At 68.7% G+C, this 17,736-nt stretch carries 16 protein-coding genes and 1 riboswitch; of the genes, 8 read left to right on the forward strand and 8 right to left on the reverse strand.

All coding sequences use genetic code 11. The features are described from left to right. Window positions 1–130 precede the first annotated feature (130 nt). On the forward strand, window positions 131–838 hold the full coding sequence (locus AB0D93_RS39610) for a hypothetical protein (protein WP_362130971.1): 708 nt from the start codon (window positions 131–133) through the stop codon (window positions 836–838). Between the two features lie 206 nt (window positions 839–1,044). On the opposite strand, the gene AB0D93_RS39615 is transcribed toward AB0D93_RS39610, so the two are convergent. Then, window positions 1,045–1,452: a metalloregulator ArsR/SmtB family transcription factor gene (locus tag AB0D93_RS39615; RefSeq protein WP_362130974.1), complete on the reverse strand. Its 408-nt coding sequence runs from the start codon at window positions 1,450–1,452 to the stop codon at window positions 1,045–1,047. Window positions 1,453–1,532: 80 nt separating this feature from the next. Continuing rightward, a riboswitch (cobalamin riboswitch) is annotated at window positions 1,533–1,722 on the forward strand. Between the two features lie 26 nt (window positions 1,723–1,748). Between AB0D93_RS39615 and AB0D93_RS39620 the strand changes: the two genes are divergently transcribed. The 6 genes from AB0D93_RS39620 (at window position 1,749) to AB0D93_RS39645 (ending at window position 8,789) form a co-directional block, all read left to right on the forward strand. Beyond that, window positions 1,749–2,855 carry a HoxN/HupN/NixA family nickel/cobalt transporter gene (locus AB0D93_RS39620; protein WP_362130978.1) on the forward strand — a complete coding sequence of 369 codons (1,107 nt, stop codon included), beginning with the start codon at window positions 1,749–1,751 and terminating at the stop codon, window positions 2,853–2,855. Window positions 2,856–3,599: 744 nt separating this feature from the next. Then, window positions 3,600–4,361, forward strand: coding sequence for a DeoR/GlpR family DNA-binding transcription regulator (locus AB0D93_RS39625; RefSeq protein WP_362130981.1), 762 nt, complete (start codon window positions 3,600–3,602; stop codon window positions 4,359–4,361). A gap of 161 nt (window positions 4,362–4,522) precedes the next feature. After that, a complete protein-coding gene (locus tag AB0D93_RS39630; RefSeq protein WP_362130985.1) occupies window positions 4,523–5,887 on the forward strand; it encodes a sugar ABC transporter substrate-binding protein in 1,365 nt (454 codons plus the stop codon). Window positions 5,888–5,971: 84 nt separating this feature from the next. After that, window positions 5,972–6,934 carry a sugar ABC transporter permease gene (locus AB0D93_RS39635; RefSeq protein WP_362130988.1) on the forward strand — a complete coding sequence of 321 codons (963 nt, stop codon included), beginning with the start codon at window positions 5,972–5,974 and terminating at the stop codon, window positions 6,932–6,934. Beyond that, complete coding sequence (locus tag AB0D93_RS39640) at window positions 6,934–7,803, forward strand: carbohydrate ABC transporter permease (RefSeq protein ID WP_362130991.1); 870 nt, start codon at window positions 6,934–6,936, stop codon at window positions 7,801–7,803. Before AB0D93_RS39635 ends, AB0D93_RS39640 begins: the two co-directional genes overlap by 1 nt. Continuing rightward, window positions 7,800–8,789 carry a zinc-dependent alcohol dehydrogenase family protein gene (locus tag AB0D93_RS39645; protein WP_362130994.1) on the forward strand — a complete coding sequence of 330 codons (990 nt, stop codon included), beginning with the start codon at window positions 7,800–7,802 and terminating at the stop codon, window positions 8,787–8,789. The genes AB0D93_RS39640 and AB0D93_RS39645 overlap by 4 nt, the downstream gene beginning before the upstream one ends. A 252-nt stretch (window positions 8,790–9,041) precedes the next feature. Here AB0D93_RS39645 and AB0D93_RS39650 read toward each other — a convergent pair whose 3' ends face one another. The 6 genes from AB0D93_RS39650 to AB0D93_RS39675 all read right to left on the reverse strand — a co-directional run bounded on the left by AB0D93_RS39650 (window position 9,042) and on the right by AB0D93_RS39675 (window position 16,112). Continuing rightward, a complete protein-coding gene (locus tag AB0D93_RS39650; RefSeq protein WP_362130998.1) occupies window positions 9,042–10,643 on the reverse strand; it encodes a glycoside hydrolase family 13 protein in 1,602 nt (533 codons plus the stop codon). Between the two features lie 26 nt (window positions 10,644–10,669). Further along, a complete protein-coding gene (locus AB0D93_RS39655; RefSeq protein ID WP_362131001.1) occupies window positions 10,670–11,536 on the reverse strand; it encodes a carbohydrate ABC transporter permease in 867 nt (288 codons plus the stop codon). Then, on the reverse strand, window positions 11,533–12,474 hold the full coding sequence (locus AB0D93_RS39660) for a sugar ABC transporter permease (RefSeq protein ID WP_362131004.1): 942 nt from the start codon (window positions 12,472–12,474) through the stop codon (window positions 11,533–11,535). The genes AB0D93_RS39655 and AB0D93_RS39660 overlap by 4 nt, the downstream gene beginning before the upstream one ends. A gap of 52 nt (window positions 12,475–12,526) precedes the next feature. Next, window positions 12,527–13,885 (reverse strand): extracellular solute-binding protein, encoded by a 1,359-nt coding sequence (locus tag AB0D93_RS39665; RefSeq protein ID WP_362131007.1) that lies wholly within the window; start codon window positions 13,883–13,885, stop codon window positions 12,527–12,529. A 198-nt stretch (window positions 13,886–14,083) separates the two neighbouring features. Continuing rightward, window positions 14,084–15,103 (reverse strand): LacI family DNA-binding transcriptional regulator, encoded by a 1,020-nt coding sequence (locus tag AB0D93_RS39670; protein ID WP_362131011.1) that lies wholly within the window; start codon window positions 15,101–15,103, stop codon window positions 14,084–14,086. Between the two features lie 682 nt (window positions 15,104–15,785). Next, window positions 15,786–16,112, reverse strand: a complete 327-nt coding sequence (locus AB0D93_RS39675; RefSeq protein WP_362131014.1) for a putative quinol monooxygenase — start codon at window positions 16,110–16,112, stop codon at window positions 15,786–15,788. 452 nt (window positions 16,113–16,564) lie between these two features. Between AB0D93_RS39675 and AB0D93_RS39680 the strand changes: the two genes are divergently transcribed. Beyond that, window positions 16,565–17,464, forward strand: a complete 900-nt coding sequence (locus AB0D93_RS39680; protein WP_362131017.1) for an amidohydrolase family protein — start codon at window positions 16,565–16,567, stop codon at window positions 17,462–17,464. A gap of 61 nt (window positions 17,465–17,525) precedes the next feature. Here the strand turns inward: AB0D93_RS39680 and AB0D93_RS39685 are convergent. Beyond that, on the reverse strand, window positions 17,526–17,736 hold a 211-nt coding region (locus tag AB0D93_RS39685; protein WP_362131020.1), incomplete at its 5' end, for a zinc ribbon domain-containing protein.

The raw sequence follows: 17,736 nt of genomic DNA on the forward strand, positions 1-17,736 counted from the left end.
GGATGACGACCGCGGAGTCCGCAGGAAAAGAGTCCTCGTCCTGGCTGGGTTTGTTGCCGCTGGATCTCCCGAGGACCGGAAGTGACGCTCACGTGTGTCCCCGCAGCCAACACGAACGGGAGTTTGAAAAATGGACAACAAACTCAGGAAAATCGGTGTCGCAGTGACGGCCACCTCCTGCCTGGTGGCGGGCGCCTGGGCCATGGCGGAAACAGACGCCGGTGCGGCGACGAAGGCACCCGATCGCGCGCCCAGCGCCAAGGTCATCAAGTGCTACCGGACGCACAAGGAACCGAAGGCGATCCATTGCTACGAGGTCAAGAAGCGACACGCACGCCACAACGGCCGTGACGTCATCGTGATCGTCCTCGTGCGGGTTCCCATACCGAAGAACCCGCCGGCCATCATCGTCGTACCGTCACTGCCCCGTCCGACCGAGACATCACCGGCGCCGGCCACGAGTCCGCCCGAGACCGGCCCCACGCCGCAACAGCCGAGCCCCACCGCGACGGAGACCGGTTCGCCCACCGCGACGGAGACCGGTTCGCCCACCGCGACGGAGACCGGTTCGCCCACCGCGACGGAGACCGGGTCCCCCACCGCGACGGAGACCGGAACCCCCACCGCAACGGACAACGGAACTCCCACCGCAACGGACAACGGAGCCCCCACCGCGACGGACACCGGGGCCCCCACCGCAACCGACAACGGAGGCACGGACACCGGAGCACCCGCCGCAACGGACAACGGAGGAACCGACACCGGGGGCTCGGACACCGGAGGCTCAGACACAGGAGGCTCGGACACCGGAGGCTCGGACACCGGAGACGGCAGCTGACCCCATCGCGGGACCCTGCCCGGACCTGTAGGGCGTAGCGCCTGTTCCAGGTCCGGGCAGCGGTGTGCTGCAAGCCCCTGGGACAGCGGCCTCTGGGGCGGCCGAGTTGGCGCCGGCGCCCGATCGTGGGCTCGGCCGACTTCGTGTGCAACCGCCGCGGTTGGTCCTGCGGACGGCTCGCCGCGACTGCGCGCAGCTACGGGTCCTCACTGTCCTCCCGTGCTACTCGCTCCTCCTGACGGCGTGCTGCCGACGTTCGTATCGCGTGACGCGCAGTGTTCCAGCAAAGCTGAGATCGGGCCGTCGATGAGCCGGTAGCGCACGATTCGGCCATCCTTCTCGCCCTGGACGATGCCGGCGGTCCGCAACAGGCGCAGGGCCTGGGACACGGCCGTGTCCCGCATGCCGGTGGCGACGGCCAGGTCGGAGACGGCGATGGCGCCCGCCTCATGGAGAGCCAGCAGCAGGGACAGGCGCCCGGGATCGGAGAGCAGAGAGAAGCGGTCGGCCCAAGCGCGCACGCGTTCGGGCGCGCCGACAGCGGCGATGGCATCGCAGACCCGATGGTCGTCGATGATCCGCTGCCCGGCACGTTCCGCGGGGACGAGATGCATGCCCTCATCATCGCAGTCGCCGGCGCTCCAGCCGGACACCTGATCAGTTGTGCAATCTTGCAGCCTCCGTCTTCAGCCTTCTAGGGTGGGCGGGTCGTGGTGTTCGGGAAGACCGGTGACAGCCCCTCAAAGGCTCAGTCCGGAGCGGCCCTCGCCACTGTGATCGGGGAGTTCCCACCCATGCATTGCCACTGGCCTCACGGCTGGGAAGGCAGGGGCGGGCACGATGACCCGTCAGCCAGGAGACCGGCCACGACAGCACGAGACTGATCCACGAGGTGCTGGAGCGTGACTGTATGACCGTGTCCCGAGGCGTGCCCGAAACCGACGCCCCTTCCTTCCGCTGGCGCCGTGAGGACACCCTCCGCACGGCCGGCCTCCTGGGCGTGATCGTCGCTCTGCACGTCGTGGCTTTCGGGATCCTCTTCCTGCTCGTGGTCCCGCACCACTACGAGGTCGGCTCCAAGGCGTTCGGAGTGGGGCTGGGCATCACGGCCTACACCCTTGGTATGCGGCACGCGTTCGACGCCGACCACATCGCCGCGATCGACAACACCACCCGCAAGCTGATGGCCGACGGTCAGCGTCCGGTGTCGGTGGGCTTCTGGTTCGCGCTCGGGCACTCCAGCGTGGTGGTCGTCATGGCCGTGCTGGTCGCCGGCGGCGCCAAGCTCGCGGGCACGCTGATGAACGACGGCTCGCGAACCCACCAAGTCCTCGGTACCGTGGGCACCACGGTCTCCGGAAGTTTCCTGTATCTCATCGCCGCCCTCAATCTGGTCGCGCTGTTCGGAATCATGCGCGTCTTCAGGGCGATGCGCGTCGGCCGCTACGACGAGGCCGAGCTGCAGGCCCACCTCGAGTCGCGCGGCTTCATGAACCGTCTCCTCGGCCGGCTCACCAAGTCCATTCGCCGGCCCGGCCAGATGTTCCCGCTCGGCTTCCTCTTCGGCATCGGCTTCGACACCACCACCGAGGTGCTGCTCCTCGCCCTGGCCGGCAACGGCGCCGCCGCCGGACTGCCCTGGTACGCGGTGGTGTGCCTGCCGCTGCTCTTCGCCGCCGGCATGAGCCTGTTCGACACCCTCGACGGCACCTTCATGAACTTCGCCTACCAGTGGGCCTTCTCCAACCCCGTCCGCAAGGTCTTCTACAACCTCACCATCACCGGCCTGTCGATCGTGGTGGCCTTCTTCGTCGGCACCATCGAGCTGGTCGGCGTGCTGCACGACAAGCTCGGCCTGGACGACGGTGTCACCGGCTGGATCGCGGACCTGAACCTGGACAACGTCGGCTACGTCATCGTCGGCCTGTTCGTGGTGGTCTGGGCCATGGCCATCGCGTACTGGCGCCTCGCCAAGGTCGAGGACCGCTGGAACGCCCGGACCGCTGACGCCGGCTGACCGAGGAGCACCCGACGGCTCGGCCAGGAGTCGGCGCCGGCTGCCCAGGAGCAGGTGCCTTCGTCCTGGAGCGCCGGCCGGATGAGGAGGCCGCCACGCAGGCAGGCGACCGGGCGGCCGTCGCCGGGGGGCGGCCGCGCCGCCCCCGCTGTCACCGGCGGGGAGGTGCCCCAGCGGGTACGGGCCCTGCTTGGCGCCGCCTCCTGCGCGCCGAAGTCTGCCCTGGCCGGCCGGTGCCCTGCTGCCGGGCACGTGCTGCGTTCGCCGTCGACTCACGTTGCAGACCCGGGCCGACGGCAGCGGTACGTACGCCACCGGCCGCTCTCCCCCTCCGCAGTCCCCAGGACTGGGAACACCCGCCTCGGACGAGCCCACCCGACACCGTCTCCAACTCGCCGATATGCGCCTGATGAACACGCGGCGCCAACACCGGCCCGCTCCGCGGACACGTCGTGCGGAGCGGGCCCTCGCGGTTCGCGGACCTCTTGCCGGGCCCGTGATCATTGGCAGCCGCACTTCGCCGTCCGCCCGAACCGGGCACTGCAGGCGGCCCACACGGGCACCGGCAAACGGGCAAAACTCACTGCGGGCGCCCTGACCTGGGGATTCACTCAATCACTCCAGGCATCATCGGGCGGTTTCAGGCCCATTGTGGGCGGGTTTGCTGCAAAAGGCGATTGGTATAAATGTGCGGCAAGACCGGGCGCGCCGTGCCCGGACCGGGTATGGAAGGCGAGGTGAGCGATGAACGCCGAGGAGCGTCAGAGCCGGATTCTCGCGCTCGCCCGTCACCAGGGGCGTGTCGAGGTCACCACCACGGCCGTCGATCTGGCTGTCGCGCCGGAGACCATCCGTCGTGACCTCAGCGTCCTGGAACGCAGGGGCCTGCTCCGCCGCACCTACGGCGGCGCCTACCCCGTGGAGGGCGCGGGCTTCGAGACGGGCCTCCCCGAACGAGAGGCCCTGCACGTCAAGGACAATCGCCGCATCGCCGCGGAGGCGGTCAAGCTCCTTGGTGACGCGGAGACCGTGTTCGTGGACGAGGGCTACACCCCGCAGCTCCTCGCCGCGCTCCTCCCGGGCGACAGGCCCCTGACCGTGGTCACCGCATCACTGTCCACAGCAGCCGCGATCGTGGACTCTCCGCACGTCACCGTGTTGCTCCTCGGAGGCCGGGTCCGGTCGCGGACCCTGGCCACGGTGGGCTCATGGGCGTGCGCCATGCTCGAGCGATTCGTGATCGACCTGGCCTTCCTCGGGTCGAACGGGATCTCCCGGGAGCTTGGCCTGACCACCCCCGATCCGGTTGTGGCCGACGTCAAGGCCAAGGCGCTGACAGTGTCGCGCCGACGCGTCTTCATGGGGCACCACAGCAAGTTCGGCGCGAGCAGCTTCTGCCGCTTCGCCGGCGTGGGCGACTTCGAGGCGATCGTCACCGACATGGGGCTGTCCAGTGCCGAGGCACACCGCTACTCACTGATGGGACCCCGCGTCCACCGGGTCTGACCCGCTCAGCCCGCAATCCCCCACCGCCAGGGACGACTTCGCCGGAGCCGCCCCGACGGCACCCGCTGCCCACGCAGCCGCAACACCCGCCGCATGTCCGAGCCCATATTCACCCCCTCCCCCTTGTTGCCTACACCCGACATTTCATGAAAGGGACGATCATGACTTCAAGACCGACTGTTCTGCGGCGCGCTGTGCCGCTCGGCGCGCTCGCCGTGTGCGGCGCGCTGCTCACGGCATGCGCGGGCGCCGGCGGCGCGGGGGGCGGCTCCGGCTCGCACTCCATCAACGTACTGATGGTGAACAACCCGCAGATGGCGGACCTGCAGAAGCTCACGGCGGCCAATTTCACCAAGCAGACCGGCATCAAGGTCAACTTCACGGTGCTGCCGGAGAACGACGTCCGTGACAAGATCACCCAGGACTTCTCCAGCCAGGCCGGCCAGTACGACGTGGCGACGATCAGCAACTACGAGACACCGATCTACGCCAAGAACGGCTGGCTCGCCCCGCTGACCTCGTATGCGAAGAAGGACACCGCCTTCGACCAGAGCGACATCCTGCCCGCCATGCAGCAGTCGCTGACCGCGTCCGGCCAGATATACGCCGAGCCGTTCTACGGTGAGTCGTCCTTCCTGATGTACCGCAAGGACGTCTTCAAGGAGAAGGGGCTGACCATGCCGGCCAACCCCACCTGGCGGCAGGTGGCCGCCCTGGCCGCCAAGGCGGACGGCGCCAAGTCCGGGATGAAGGGCATCTGCCTGCGTGGTCTGCCGGGATGGGGCGAGGTGATGGCCCCGTTGACCACGGTGGTCAACACCATGGGCGGCACCTGGTTCGACAAGGACTGGAAGGCCCAGGTCGACAGCTCCGCCTTCACCAAGGCGACCAAGTTCTACGTCGACCTCGTGCGAGCCCACGGTGAGGCGGGCGCTCCCCAGTCCGGGTTCGCCGAGTGCCTCAATGACATGGAGCAGGGCAAGGTCGCCATGTGGTACGACGCGACCTCCGCGGCCGGGTCGCTCGAAGCCGGCGGCTCGCCGGTGGCCGGGAAGATGGGCTACGCTCCCGCGCCGGTCGACCAGACCAAGAGCTCGGGCTGGCTCTACACCTGGGCCTGGGGCCTGCAGAAGGCGAGCAAGCACCAGGACGACGCCTGGAAGTTCATCTCCTGGGCGTCCAGCAAGCAGTACGAGGACCTGGTGGGCAAGAAGCTCGGCTGGTCCCGGGTCCCGGCGGGCAAGCGGAGCTCCACCTACACCAACCCCCAGTACGTCGCCGCGGCGTCGGCCTTCGCAGGGGCCACCGCGAACGCGTTGAAGGCCGCCGACCCGCAGAACCCTGGTGTGCAGCCCCGGCCCGCGCCCGGTATCCAGTTCGTCGGCATCCCCGAGTTCACCGACCTGGGCACGCAGGTCTCCCAGCAGATCAGCTCCGCCATCGCCGGCAAGACCAGTGTCGATCAGGCACTGAAGTCCAGCCAGGCGCTCGCCGAGAAGGTCGCCGCCAAGTACGCGGCCAAGTGATCCCTGCCCGATCCACCCGACGTTCCCGACCGCCCGGTCCCGCCCACGCGGGACCGGGGGCGGGAGCACAGCGGAGACACACCGATGACCCTCACTGACTCGCTCACCAGGCGTACCCGGGCACGGCAGACCGCCCAACAGGCGGCACCCCCACGGCGATCCCGAGGGGCATGGGCCCGGCGGGCCCCGCTGCTCCCGGCCCTGATCTTCATGATCGTGGTCACCCAGCTGCCGTTCGTCGGCACTCTGGTGATCTCGTTCATGCGCTGGAACGCCCTCGACCCGGGCAACCGGGCCTTCGCGGGGCTGCGGAATTACCAGGACGCGGTCACCGACCCGCAGTTGCGTTCCTCCCTCCTGACGACCGTCATCCTGACGGTGACCGTGGTGCTGGTCAGCCTGGTACTGGGCCTGGGGCTGGCCCTGCTCCTCGACCGTCGGTTCCGCGGCCGCGGCATCGTCCGCACCATGCTGATCACACCGTTCCTCGTCGTGCCCGTGGCCTCCGCGCTGCTGTGGAAGCACGCGCTGTACAACGCCACTTACGGGCTGATCGACGGCACACTGACCTGGCTGTGGAGCCTGTTCGGCAGCGACAACGCACCGCAGCCCGACTGGCTGTCCTCGCTGCCGCTGATGTCCGTGGAGGCATCGCTGATCTGGCAGTGGACGCCCTTCATGATGCTGATCCTGCTGGCCGGGCTGCAGAGCCGCCCCATGGACGCCGTCGAGGCGGCCCGCGTGGACGGTGCGACGACCTGGCAGGTCTTCCGCTACCTCACCTTCCCGCACCTGCGCCGCTATCTCGAGTTGGCCGCACTGCTCGGCAGCATCTATGTGGTGCAGAACTTCGACGCCGTCTTCACGCTCACCGGCGGCGGCCTGGGCACCGCCAACCTGCCCTACACCGTCTACGAGACCTTCTACCAGGCGCATGACTACGGGCAGGCCTCCGCGGAAGGCGTCATCGTCGTCCTCTGCTCCCTTCTCGTGGGCAGCTTCGCGCTCAGGACCGTCTCGTCACTGCTCCGAGAGGAGACCCGCTGATGGCCGCGACCATGGCCCCCCACCCCACGGGCAGCCCCGGCGGCACGGCCCGGCGCCGCCGCGGCGCACTCGGCCTGCTGGCCTGGCTCTGCGGAGTCGTGTTCTTCCTTCCGGTCGCGTGGATGGTGCTCACCTCACTGCACAGCGAATCCGACGCCGCGACCAACCCACCGAGCCTGGGGGCACCGTTGACCCTCCAGGGCTACCGGGAGTTCTTCGGCGCGAGTACCGGCGTCTCCCCCTGGCCGCCCCTGATCAACTCCTTCTCCGCGAGCCTCATGTCGACGCTCCTGGTGCTGGTGCTGTCGATCCCGGCCGCCTACGCGCTGTCCATCAAGCCGGTGCGCAAGTGGACGGACGCGATGTTCTTCTTCCTGTCCACCAAGATGCTGCCCGCGGTGGCCGGACTGCTGCCCATCTACCTGATCGCCAAGAACAGCGGCCTGCTCGACAACGTCGCGCTGCTGATCATCCTCTACACCTCGATGAACCTGCCGATCGCGGTATGGATGATGCGTTCGTTCCTCGCCGAGGTCCCCGTCGAGATCCTGGAGGCGGCCTCCATCGACGGCGCCGGACTGCCCACCGTCCTCGCCCGGATCGTCGCCCCGGTCGTCGCGCCCGGCATCGCCGCCACCTCGCTGATCTGCTTCATCTTCAGCTGGAACGAACTTCTTTTCGCCCGGGTGCTCACCGGCGTCGTCGCCGGCACCGCACCCGTGTTCCTCACCGGCTTCGTCACCAGCCAGGGCCTCTTCCTGGCCAAGGTGTGCGCCGCCGCCGTGTGCGTCTCCCTGCCGGTCCTCATCGCCGGATTCGCCGCCCAGGACAAACTCGTCCAGGGCCTGTCCCTTGGAGCAGTCAAGTGAAAGCCGCCGTCATCCACTCGCCCGGCCAGGTCGGCGTCGAGTCCGTCGACGACCCCACACCCGGCCCCGGGCAGGTGGTGATCGGGGTCTCCGCCTGCGGCCTGTGCGGCACCGATCTCCACATCCTGCAGGGTGAGTTCGCACCCACGCTGCCCATCGTTCCCGGGCACGAGTTCGCCGGCGAGGTCGTCGCCCTGGGCTCCGGCGTACGCGGCCTGGCCGTCGGCGACCGGGTCGCCGTCGACCCCTCTCTGTACTGCCACGAGTGCCACTACTGCCGTATCGGGCGCGGCAACATGTGCGAGCACTGGAACGCCATCGGTGTCACCGTCTCCGGCGGCGCGGCACAGTACACGGCCGCCCCCGCCGCCAACTGCGTCAAACTGCCCGAGCACGTCCGCTCCGAGGACGCCGCCCTCATCGAGCCGCTGTCCTGCGCGGTACGCGGTTACGACATCCTGCGCTCCACACTCGCCAGCAATGTGCTGATCTACGGCTCGGGCACCATGGGCCTGATGATGCTCGAACTCGCCAAGCGCACCGGCGCGGCCACCGTCGACATGGTCGACATCAACGAGGACCGGCTCGCCACCGCGCGCACGCTCGGCTGCAGCAATGCCGTGACGACCGCCGACGCGATCGAACGCCCCCGGGGCTGGGACGTCGTCATCGACGCCACCGGCAACGCCCACGCCATCCAGGACGCCCTCGGCCGCGTGGGCAAGGGGGGCACGTACCTCCAGTTCGGCGTCGCCGACTACGCGACCCGGGCCACCATCGACCCGTACCGGATCTACAACGAAGAGATCACCATCACCGGCTCGATGGCGGTCCTGCACAGCTACGAGCGCGCCGCCGAACTGTTCGCGGGTGGCGTGCTCGACCCGGAGATCTTCATCAGCGACCGGCTGCCGCTGGCGGACTACGCCGAGGCCCTGCGGCAGTTCCAGGCCGGGAAGGGACGGAAGATCCAGGTACTGCCGTGACCAGGCCCACCGCCCACGGACGCGGGCCGCGCTTCGTGCTCCCGGAAGCCGAGGTCGGCTCCACGACCGGCGACCAGGACGGGGGCACCGGCCCGGCGCGGGTTCACCGGCGCGGCCTGCGTCTCACCGGCGGCATCCGGTCGGTGCCGCCGCCACAACGTCGGCCGGCACGACGGTGAGCCCGGCCGTCACGGTCACGACCGCCAGGGCTGCGGCCGTTCTTCGCCACCGAAGGGGCGGGCCGCGTGCGGGTCAGGACAGGCGCAGCCAGACCGCGGTATCGGTGGGCAGCTGCCCGTCCGTCAGCGGTGCGCTGCTCAGCAGGACCTGCTGGTGCGGTGGCAGCTGTGCCGGCTCCGGGCCCAGGTTGACGACGCAGCCGAAGCCGGGGTCCCGGGTGAAGGAGAGGACCTGGGGGCCGCTGGGCAGCCAGGTCATCCGCCCGTCGCCGAGGGCGGTCTCGCTCCGGCGCAGGCGCAGTGCCGTGCGGTACAGGGTCAGCATGCTGTCGCGGTCCGCCGCCTGCTGCTGCGCCGTCACCGCCGACCAGTGCCGAGGCTGGGGCAGCCAGGGCTGCGTGCCCTCGGGGCCGAAGCCGAACGGCGGGGCGTCACCGCTCCACGGCAGCGGCACGCGGCAGCCGTCCCGGCCGGGGTCGGCGCCTTGGGTGCGGTGGAACATCGGGTCTTCGATGACCGAGTGCGGCAGGTCCTCGACCTCGGGCAGGCCGAGCTCCTCGCCCTGGTAGAGGTAGACGGAGCCGGGCAGGGCCAGGCTCAGCAGCGCTGCCGCCCGGGCGCGCCGGGTGCCCAGTTCCAGGTCGGTGGGGGTGCCGTGGGCCTTGGCCGCGAAGTCGAAGCCGGTGTCGGCACGGCCGTAGCGCGTGACGGTCCGGGTCACGTCGTGGTTGGCCAGCACCCAGGTGGCGGGCGCGCCGACGGGCGAGTGCACGGCCAGCGTGGTCGTGATCGTCTCGCGCAGCCGCACGGCGTCCCAAGGGCAGGTGAGGAAACCGAAGTTGAAGGCTGTGTGCAGTTCGTCGGGGCGCAGGTAGCGGGCGAAGCGCTCGGGGTCGGGCAGCCAGACCTCACCGATCAGGGCGCGCGGCGGGGTGTAGGACTCGGCGACCTTGCGCCAGACCCGGTACACCTCGTGGATCTCGTCGCGGTCCAGGTAGGGGTGCGGGTCCGCGCCGTCCACCAGGTCGGGAAGCGCCGCGTCCTTGATGACCTCGGCGGCGGAGTCGATGCGGACGCCGGCCGCGCCGCGGTCGAACCAGAAGCGCAGTACCTCCTCGTGTTCCCGGCGCACCTCGGGGTGCTGCCAGTTCAGGTCGGGCTGGGCGGAGGCGAAGCGGTGCAGGTACCACTGGCCGTCCGGGACACGGGTCCAGGCGCTGCCGCCGAACTGCGACATCCAGTTGTTCGGAGGAAGTTCGCCCCGCTCGCCTCGCCCCTCACGGAACCAGAACCGATCGCGCTCCGGCGAGCCGGGGCCTGCGGCGAGTGCTTCCTCGAACCAGCGGTGCCGGTCGGAGACGTGGTTGGGGACGATGTCGACGATGGTGCGGATACCCGACGCCCTTGCCTCGTCGATCAGTTTCTCGGCCTCCCCCATGCTCCCGAAGGACGGGTGGATGGACCGGTAGTCGGCGACGTCGTAGCCGCCGTCGGCCATCGGTGAGGCGTACCAAGGGGTGAACCAGAGCGCGTCGACACCGAGTTCGGCGAGGTACGGCAGCCGCGACCGTACGCCGGCCAGGTCGCCCGTTCCGTCGCCGTCCGCGTCGGCGAAGCTGCGCACGTAGATCTGGTAGATCGCGGCGCCACGCCACCACTCGTGGGGTTGGTGCACGGTAGAAGTCTCCTCGCAAGACGGTGTCAGCCCTTGAGGCTGCCGGCGGTGAGCCCGGACATGATGTTGCGTTGGAAGATCAGGAAGAAGAGCACCGTCGGCACGGCGGAGATGGCCGAGGCGGCGATCAGCACGTTCTCCGGCACGCCCAGGGAGAGGGAGTAGATGCCGGCGTTGAGCGTCTGCCTGGTCGGGTCGGGCTCGGCCAGCAGCGGCCAGAGGAAGTCCTTCCACACGTTGACCAGGGCGAAGATGGACACCACACCGATGATCGGCCGGGACATGGGCAGCACGATGGAGAGCAGTGTGCGCAGTGGTCCGGCGCCGTCGATGGCGGCGGAGTCGAGCAGTTCCTGGGGCACCGAGTCGAAGAAGCGCTTCAGCAGGTAGATGTTGAAGGCGTTGGCCACCGACGGGAGCCAGATCGCCCAAGGGGAGTTGAGCAGGTTCTGGTGGATCAGCGGCAGATCCAGCACGGTCAGGTACTGCGGGACGACCAGCACCATGGCCGGGATCATGAGGGTGGCCAGCATCAGGCCGAGGATCGCGTTGCCGAGCGCCGGCCGTAGTTTGGACAGCGAGTAGGCCGCGGCGACGTCCAGGACGAGCTGGAAGGCGAGTGCCCCGACGGCGTACCAGAGCGTGTTGAGCAGCAGGTGGGCGATGCTGAGGCGAGTCCACGCGTCGCTGTAGTTGGCGGCCTCGATGTGGTGCGGGTAGAAGGTGGGCGGGGTCTGGATGGACTCGGTGGTGCCCTTGAGTCCGCCCGTCACCAGCAGGTAGAGGGGGCCGAGGAAGGCCAGCGTGAAGCCGGCGACGACCAGGATCAGCGTGGCGCGGTAGAGCGTGCGGTTCAGCTGGGCTGGATTGATCAGAGTGCGGGTGTCGTTCATGACTCCAGCCTCCGGTTGAGTCGCACGTAGATCACCGAGAACCCGGCGAGCACCAGCATCAGGAGCAGCCCGAGGGCGCAGGCGGCGCCGTAGTTGGAGAAGTTGAAGGCGTACTGGTAGATCAGGTAGACGACGGTGGTGGTCGAACCCTCCACTCCCTGGCCGCCGTTGGTGAGGATGAAGGGCTCGACGAAGACCTGCATGGTGGCGACGATCTGGAGCATCAGCATCAGCGAGAGGATGAGCCGGGTCTGTGGGATCGTCACGTGCCACACGCGCCGCAGCAGTCCCGCTCCGTCCAGTTCGGCGGCATCGTAGAGCTCACCGGGTATGTTCTGCAGCGCCGCGAGGTAGATCAGTGTGGCGCTGCCCATGTTCATCCAGGTGGAGGCGATGACGACGGCGAGCATCGCCATGTCCGGGGACTGCAGCCAGCCGGAGGTGGGCAGGTGCAGCAGTTGCAGCGACCGGTTGATCGGCCCGTACTCGGGGTTGTAGAGGTACTTGAACAGCAGCAGTGAGGACACCGGCGGAAGCATCACCGGCAGGTACACCAGAATCCTCAGGTAACCCCGTGCGTGCCGCAGTTCGTTCATCACCACGGCCGTGACGAACGGCAGCGCGAAGCCGAACAGCAGGGCCAGGCCGGTGAACTCGGCGGTGTTCCGCCAGGCCGGCCAGAAGCTGGGGTCGTTCACGATCTGGTCGAGGTTGTGCAGGCCGACCCAGGTGGTCCTGCCCGCCTTCGCCTTCTGGAAACTCATGATCACTTCGCGGACCATGGGATACCACTGGAAGCAGGCGAAACAGAGCACCGCGCCGATCAGGAAGCCGTGTGCGGTGAGGTTGCGCTGAACGGACCTGCGCAGTGCCGCGGTCCGGTCGGCCGCCCTGGCGGGCGGCGCGTCGGTTCCGGAGGATGCGGTCGCGACCGCCATCGTCGATCTCCTTGGGGAGGCTGCTCGTCCCGGGGCCTGGCGCCCCCTGCGACTACTGGGCGTTGGCGAGGACCTGGTTGACCTGCTGCTCGGCGGTGTCCAGCACCTTCTGCAGGTCGGCATGAGGGTTCGTCAGCGTGGACGCCATCGCCGTGTCGAGGATCTTGTAGATGGCCTGGGCGTTGCCGGGTTCGGTGACGCCGGGGACGTTGGCCTTCACGAAGGGCTCGAAGGCCTTCACGGACATGGTGGCGTTGGCGGCCTTGAGCTGGGTGTCCTTGGTGGCGGTGGCGCCCTGGAACAGCTGCGGCTGGGGCAGTCCGACCGCCTGGCCGGAGGACTTGGAGCGAGGGTAGTTGTACTGCTGGCCCTGCCCCTCCGTCAGCCACAGGTAACTGAGCAGCTGGATCCCGGCCTTGATCTGCTCGGGGGTGTCCTTGACGTTGAACATGTAGTCGTCACCCCCGGTGAGGGTGCCGGCGCCGGGTGCGTTCTGGCCGGGGACCGGGCCCATGCCGAAGTCCTCGTAGTGGGCGCCGAGGCTCTGCACCATGTAGGTGATGTCGTCAGGTGCGGCGATGTACATCCCCAGCTTGCCCGCGGCCATCTGCTTCTGGAGGTCGCCCCACTTGTAGAGCTGGGTGCTGCCCATGACGTTGTCGTCGAAGCGGAGCTTGTGCAGGTTCTGCAGCACGGCCAGGCCCTGGGCGTTGTTGAAGGCCGCCGTGGTGCCGTCGTCGCTCACCATCCGGCCGCCCTGGGCGTAGATCTCGGCGGTGAAGTGCCAACCGCCGTTGTTTCCCGCGCTGTAGTCGCCGTAGCCCGCGATGCCCTTGCCCAGGGCGGTGATCTTCTTGGCGTCGGCCTCGACCTCGACCCAGGTCTGCGGCGGTTGGTCGGGGTTGAGTCCGGCCTTCTGGAAGAGCTTCCGGTTGATGATGACACCCATGGTGTAGTTGGTGCGCGGTATGCCGTAGATCTTCCCGTCGGCCTTCTGGGTGTCCCACACCGAGGACATGATGTCGTCCTTCACCGGCAGGTTCTCGGAGGTGACGTACTTCGTGATGTCGGCTGCCTGGCCGGCGTCCAGGACCTGCTGTTTGTCCGTGAAGTAGGTGTAGAAGACGTTGGGCTCCGTGCCGCCCTTGAGCGCGGCCGTGAACAGTTCCGGCGTCTCGCACGGGAACGTGTCGATGCTCTTCACGGTGATGTCCGGGTGCAGCTTCTCGAAGGCCGCGACGTCATCGGCCCACTGCTTGCGCTGTGTCGGTCGGCTCTTCGGCGGGGCACAGTCGATGGAAAGCGTGATCTTGCCATCGCTCGACTTGGCACCGCCGTCGGAGGAGCTGGAGCAGGCGACAGCGGTCAGGGTGAGAGCGCCGGCGATCAGCAGCGCTGCGGATCTGCGCATGGGTGGAAGACCCCTTCATGGGCGGAGTGCGTGGGATGTGGCGCGCCTCACTTAAGCACTGACCTTGACTGCGCCGCAATATCTCGACGGAAGATTGCAAAAATCCAACGCGGAAGCGTGATGCGGCGCGCCGTGAACAACGCAAGGGCCGCACCCCAGGGGGTACGGCCCTTGTCACAGCTGTTGGTTGGCGCTCTGTCAGCGGCTGGGCTCTCTCGGCGCCAGACCGGTGGATCCGCGCACCACGAGCTCCGGCTCGAAGAGCAGCTCGTCGTGGGTGACCTTGGCGCCGGCCAGCTCTCCCACGAGCAGCTCCACGGCGGCGCGGCCCATCGCCTCGATGGGCTGACGGATGGTGGTCAGCGGCGGATCGGTGCAGGTCATGAAAGAGGAATCGTCGTAACCGATGACCGACACGTCCGCGGGCACGTCAAGCCGGCGCCTGCGGGCAGCGCGCACCACCCCCAGGGCCAGCGGGTCCGAGGCGCAGATGACGCCGGTGACACCCCGCTGCAGCAGGCGCGCGGCCGCGGCCTGACCGCCCTCCAGGGAGAACAGCGCGTGCGCGACATCCGCCTCCTCCAACTCCAGCCCGGCCCTCTCCAGTACCGTGCGAGCCGCCGCCAGCTTGCGTCGCGACGGCATGTGATCGGGCGGTCCCAGTACGAGGCCGATCCGCCGGTGGCCCAGCGACAGCAAGTGTCCGGCGGCCTGTTCCACCGCGACCGCGTCGTCGCAACTGACCTGCGGGAAGTCCAGGTCGGGTATGGCGGCGTTCATCAGCACCGTCGGCAGGCCGCGGCGGGACAGCCGCTCGTAGTGCTCGTGCGGGGACTCCGCCTGGGCGTACAGGCCACCGAAGAAGATCACGCCCGAGACCTGCTGCTGGAGCAGCAGCTCCACATAGTCGGCTTCGGAGACACCGCCCGCCGTCTGCGTGCACAGCACCGGCGTGTAGCCCTGCTGCGCCAGTGCGCTGCCGACCACATCGGCGAAGGCGGGGAAGATGGGGTTCTGCAGCTCCGGCAGGACCAGCCCGACCAGCCTCGAGCGCTCGCCCCGCAGTTGGGTCGGACGCTCGTAGCCGAGCACATCCAGGGCGGTCAGCACGGCCTCGCGGGTCTGCTCGGAGACACCGGGCTTGCCGTTGAGCACCCGGCTGACCGTCGCCTCGCTGACCCCGACCTTCCTGGCCACCTCGGCAAGTCGTCGTGTCATGGCTCAAGCCTAGGGCATGATCCGCAATCCGCTTACGGTCTGGCGCAAAAATTCGTCAGATCTTGCAGCAAGCGCCTCGGACGATCGCCGCGAGCAGGTCAGCCGACGCGGCGCGGGCCATACGGTGCTGGACGCGGCGGCACGCCTCACGACGGTTTCGGTCCCGAGGAGCACCCCTTGTTCCCGGTCCCGAACTCGATCGACCCCGGCACAGCATCCCGGACTCCGGTTCGTCGAGCTACCGGGAAGGCACCGACGGCTCGTCCCGCTGGGGCCCAGCGTCGACCTCGGCCAGAGCCACAGCGTCGGCAAGGTCGTCCTCAAGGCTACGGCCCAGCGCATGGAAAGAGGACGTTGCGTACAACGGGTTCGTGCGCCAGGACCAGCACACACGCCGCGATCTCCTCCGCCGTGCCGCCGCATCAGCGGGAGTCGAGATGTTTGTTCACCGTCGCGCCAGCCCGGACGACCGCGAGGGCGAACGCCCGGGAGAGCCCCACCAGTCCAACCCTCGGCGCGGTAGAGGCGGCCTGGCCCGGCATCGCCGTAACCGTTTCCCATGCCGAGCGTTCGAGGCGGTGGGTGAGGCCCGGGCACCGCACGCACAGGGCGGCGGTGGGTGACATGTCCTGGCGCGGGAGGAGGAGGTGGCCGTCATGATTCCCGCCCCTCCGCGACTCCGTCAGCTCTGGACGGCCATTTCCCCGAGCAGGGACCAGTCATCCTGCTCCAGGATCGCGTTGACGATTCGCGGCGTCTCGACCAGGTGAGGTGGCAGGGTCTGCTGCGCCGACTTGAAGTGGTCGGACTGGACATGCGCGGCACCGGCGTCACCGTCGCGGAACGCCTCGACGAGCACATACTCGGTCGGATCATCGAGGCTGCGGGACCAATCGAACCACAGACAGCCCGGCTCACTGCGAGTGGCCTCCGTGAACTCACGGGAGATCTCGGGCCACCTCTCCGCGTACTCCGGCTTGATCCGGAACTTGGCCGTGATGAAGATCATTTCACGCTCCCTGGTCACATGTGATCTTCACCCATCGTAGGACGACGGACGGCCACCGTGCGGTAGCGCGAGGAGCCTGGCCCATCGACCGTCCTCCACGGCTCTTCCCGGCCACGACGGAGACGGGCGCCGCCGGCACCTCCTGACGCCCATGGAGGAACCGCCGGTGCCGCCCCGCCGGCTCAGTGGGTCGTCCACTCGGGCCCGTGACACCGATCGTCAGGCCCCGGGCGGAGGCCTCGTGCGGCACCACACCGCCCTGGCCCGGGTGACGTACCCCTCATCCTCCCGTTGCGGCCGAGGGTGGACCCGCTCCCCCACCAGGGTCGATCGTGGGCGGCATGGACGATCACCGCAAGGCACCCCTCGCCCCTGCCGGCTCCACCGAACCCGACCGCGCCCACGGCCCCGGATCACCAAGGCCGAGTGCAGCCACGGGAGTGCCGGCGGCCATGAGCGAGGACGCGGCTTCCGGCGGCGAACAGGCCGATGAGGTCCGTTCCTTCTGGGACCGGCTCGGCCTGCCCGGGCTGATCGACGTCCACACGCACTTCATGCCCGAGCGGGTCCTGCACAAGGTCTGGGACTACTTCGACACGAGCGGACCACTGCTGGGAGGCATCGAGTGGCCGATCTCCTACCGGAAAGGGGAGGCGGAGCGCACAGCCCTGCTCCGGGAGTTCGGCGTCCGGGCCTTCACCGCGATGCTCTATCCGCACAAGCCCGGCATGGCCCGGTGGCTGAACGGATGGGCGGCCGACTTCGCCCGCCGTACCCCCGACTGTCTGCACACCGCGACTCTCTTCCCCGAGCCGGGTGTCGAGACGTACGTCCGCGAGGCCGTCGAAGCGGGCGCGCGCGTGTTCAAGGCGCATGTACAGGTGGGGGCTTACGATCCTGCCGACGAACTCCTCCAGCCAGTCTGGGGATTGCTCGCCGAGGCGCGGATTCCCGTGGTGATCCACTGCGGCTCCGGCCCCGCACCCGGCAAGTACACCGGACCCGAGCCGGTGGCGCGCGTACTGGCGCGGCACCCGGACCTGCGACTGATCGTGGCGCATCTGGGGATGCCCGAGTACGAGGAGTTCCTCGGCCTCGCCGAACGGTACGGCGAGGTACGCCTCGACACGACGATGGCGTTCACCGACTTCACCGAGGACTTCATGCCGTTCCCCCGCCGTGCCCTGCCCCGCCTCGCCGACCTTGGCGACCGCGTCCTGCTCGGCTCCGACTTCCCCAACATCCCCTACTCCTACGTCCACCAGCTCAACGCCCTGGAACGCCTGGATCTCGGACAGGAGTGGCTGCGGGCCGTATGCCACGACAACGCGGCATGGTTGTTCGGACTTTGAAGGCTCCCCACCATGAGGGAGGGGATTCTCTACCCTCCAGGGTTGAGTGGGGATGTACGGCTCAGGCTGCCACCTGGGCCGGCGGCCCCGGTGGTCTTACGCCCTCCACACCGTCCGGGTTCCAACCTGCCCGGACCAGCATCACGCGCGCGGAGTTCTTGTCCCTGGGGGACACAGCTCCGCACACGGTGCAGGCATACGTTCTCATCGCCAGAGGCAGTGCGTGCTTGGTTCTCGCTCCGCACGTTGCGCAGTCCATCGTGGTGTGCGCG

Origin of the sequence: Streptomyces sp. NPDC048191 (assembly GCF_040652655.1) — a bacterium.
Taxonomy (GTDB): Bacteria; Actinomycetota; Actinomycetes; order Streptomycetales; family Streptomycetaceae; genus Streptomyces.

Bases quoted from the DNA above. Each gene is read 5' to 3' on its own strand.
- AB0D93_RS39610 (WP_362130971.1), top strand. From the start codon at position 131: ATGGACAACAAACTCAGGAAAATCGGTGTCGCAGTGACGGCCACCTCC.
- AB0D93_RS39615 (WP_362130974.1), bottom strand. From the start codon at position 1,452: ATGCATCTCGTCCCCGCGGAACGTGCCGGGCAGCGGATCATCGACGAC.
- AB0D93_RS39620 (WP_362130978.1), top strand. From the start codon at position 1,749: ATGACCGTGTCCCGAGGCGTGCCCGAAACCGACGCCCCTTCCTTCCGC.
- AB0D93_RS39625 (WP_362130981.1), top strand. From the start codon at position 3,600: ATGAACGCCGAGGAGCGTCAGAGCCGGATTCTCGCGCTCGCCCGTCAC.
- AB0D93_RS39630 (WP_362130985.1), top strand. From the start codon at position 4,523: ATGACTTCAAGACCGACTGTTCTGCGGCGCGCTGTGCCGCTCGGCGCG.
- AB0D93_RS39635 (WP_362130988.1), top strand. From the start codon at position 5,972: ATGACCCTCACTGACTCGCTCACCAGGCGTACCCGGGCACGGCAGACC.
- AB0D93_RS39640 (WP_362130991.1), top strand. From the start codon at position 6,934: ATGGCCGCGACCATGGCCCCCCACCCCACGGGCAGCCCCGGCGGCACG.
- AB0D93_RS39655 (WP_362131001.1), bottom strand. From the start codon at position 11,536: ATGAACGACACCCGCACTCTGATCAATCCAGCCCAGCTGAACCGCACG.
- AB0D93_RS39660 (WP_362131004.1), bottom strand. From the start codon at position 12,474: ATGGCGGTCGCGACCGCATCCTCCGGAACCGACGCGCCGCCCGCCAGG.
- AB0D93_RS39665 (WP_362131007.1), bottom strand. From the start codon at position 13,885: ATGCGCAGATCCGCAGCGCTGCTGATCGCCGGCGCTCTCACCCTGACC.
- AB0D93_RS39670 (WP_362131011.1), bottom strand. From the start codon at position 15,103: ATGACACGACGACTTGCCGAGGTGGCCAGGAAGGTCGGGGTCAGCGAG.
- AB0D93_RS39675 (WP_362131014.1), bottom strand. From the start codon at position 16,112: ATGATCTTCATCACGGCCAAGTTCCGGATCAAGCCGGAGTACGCGGAG.
- AB0D93_RS39680 (WP_362131017.1), top strand. From the start codon at position 16,565: ATGAGCGAGGACGCGGCTTCCGGCGGCGAACAGGCCGATGAGGTCCGT.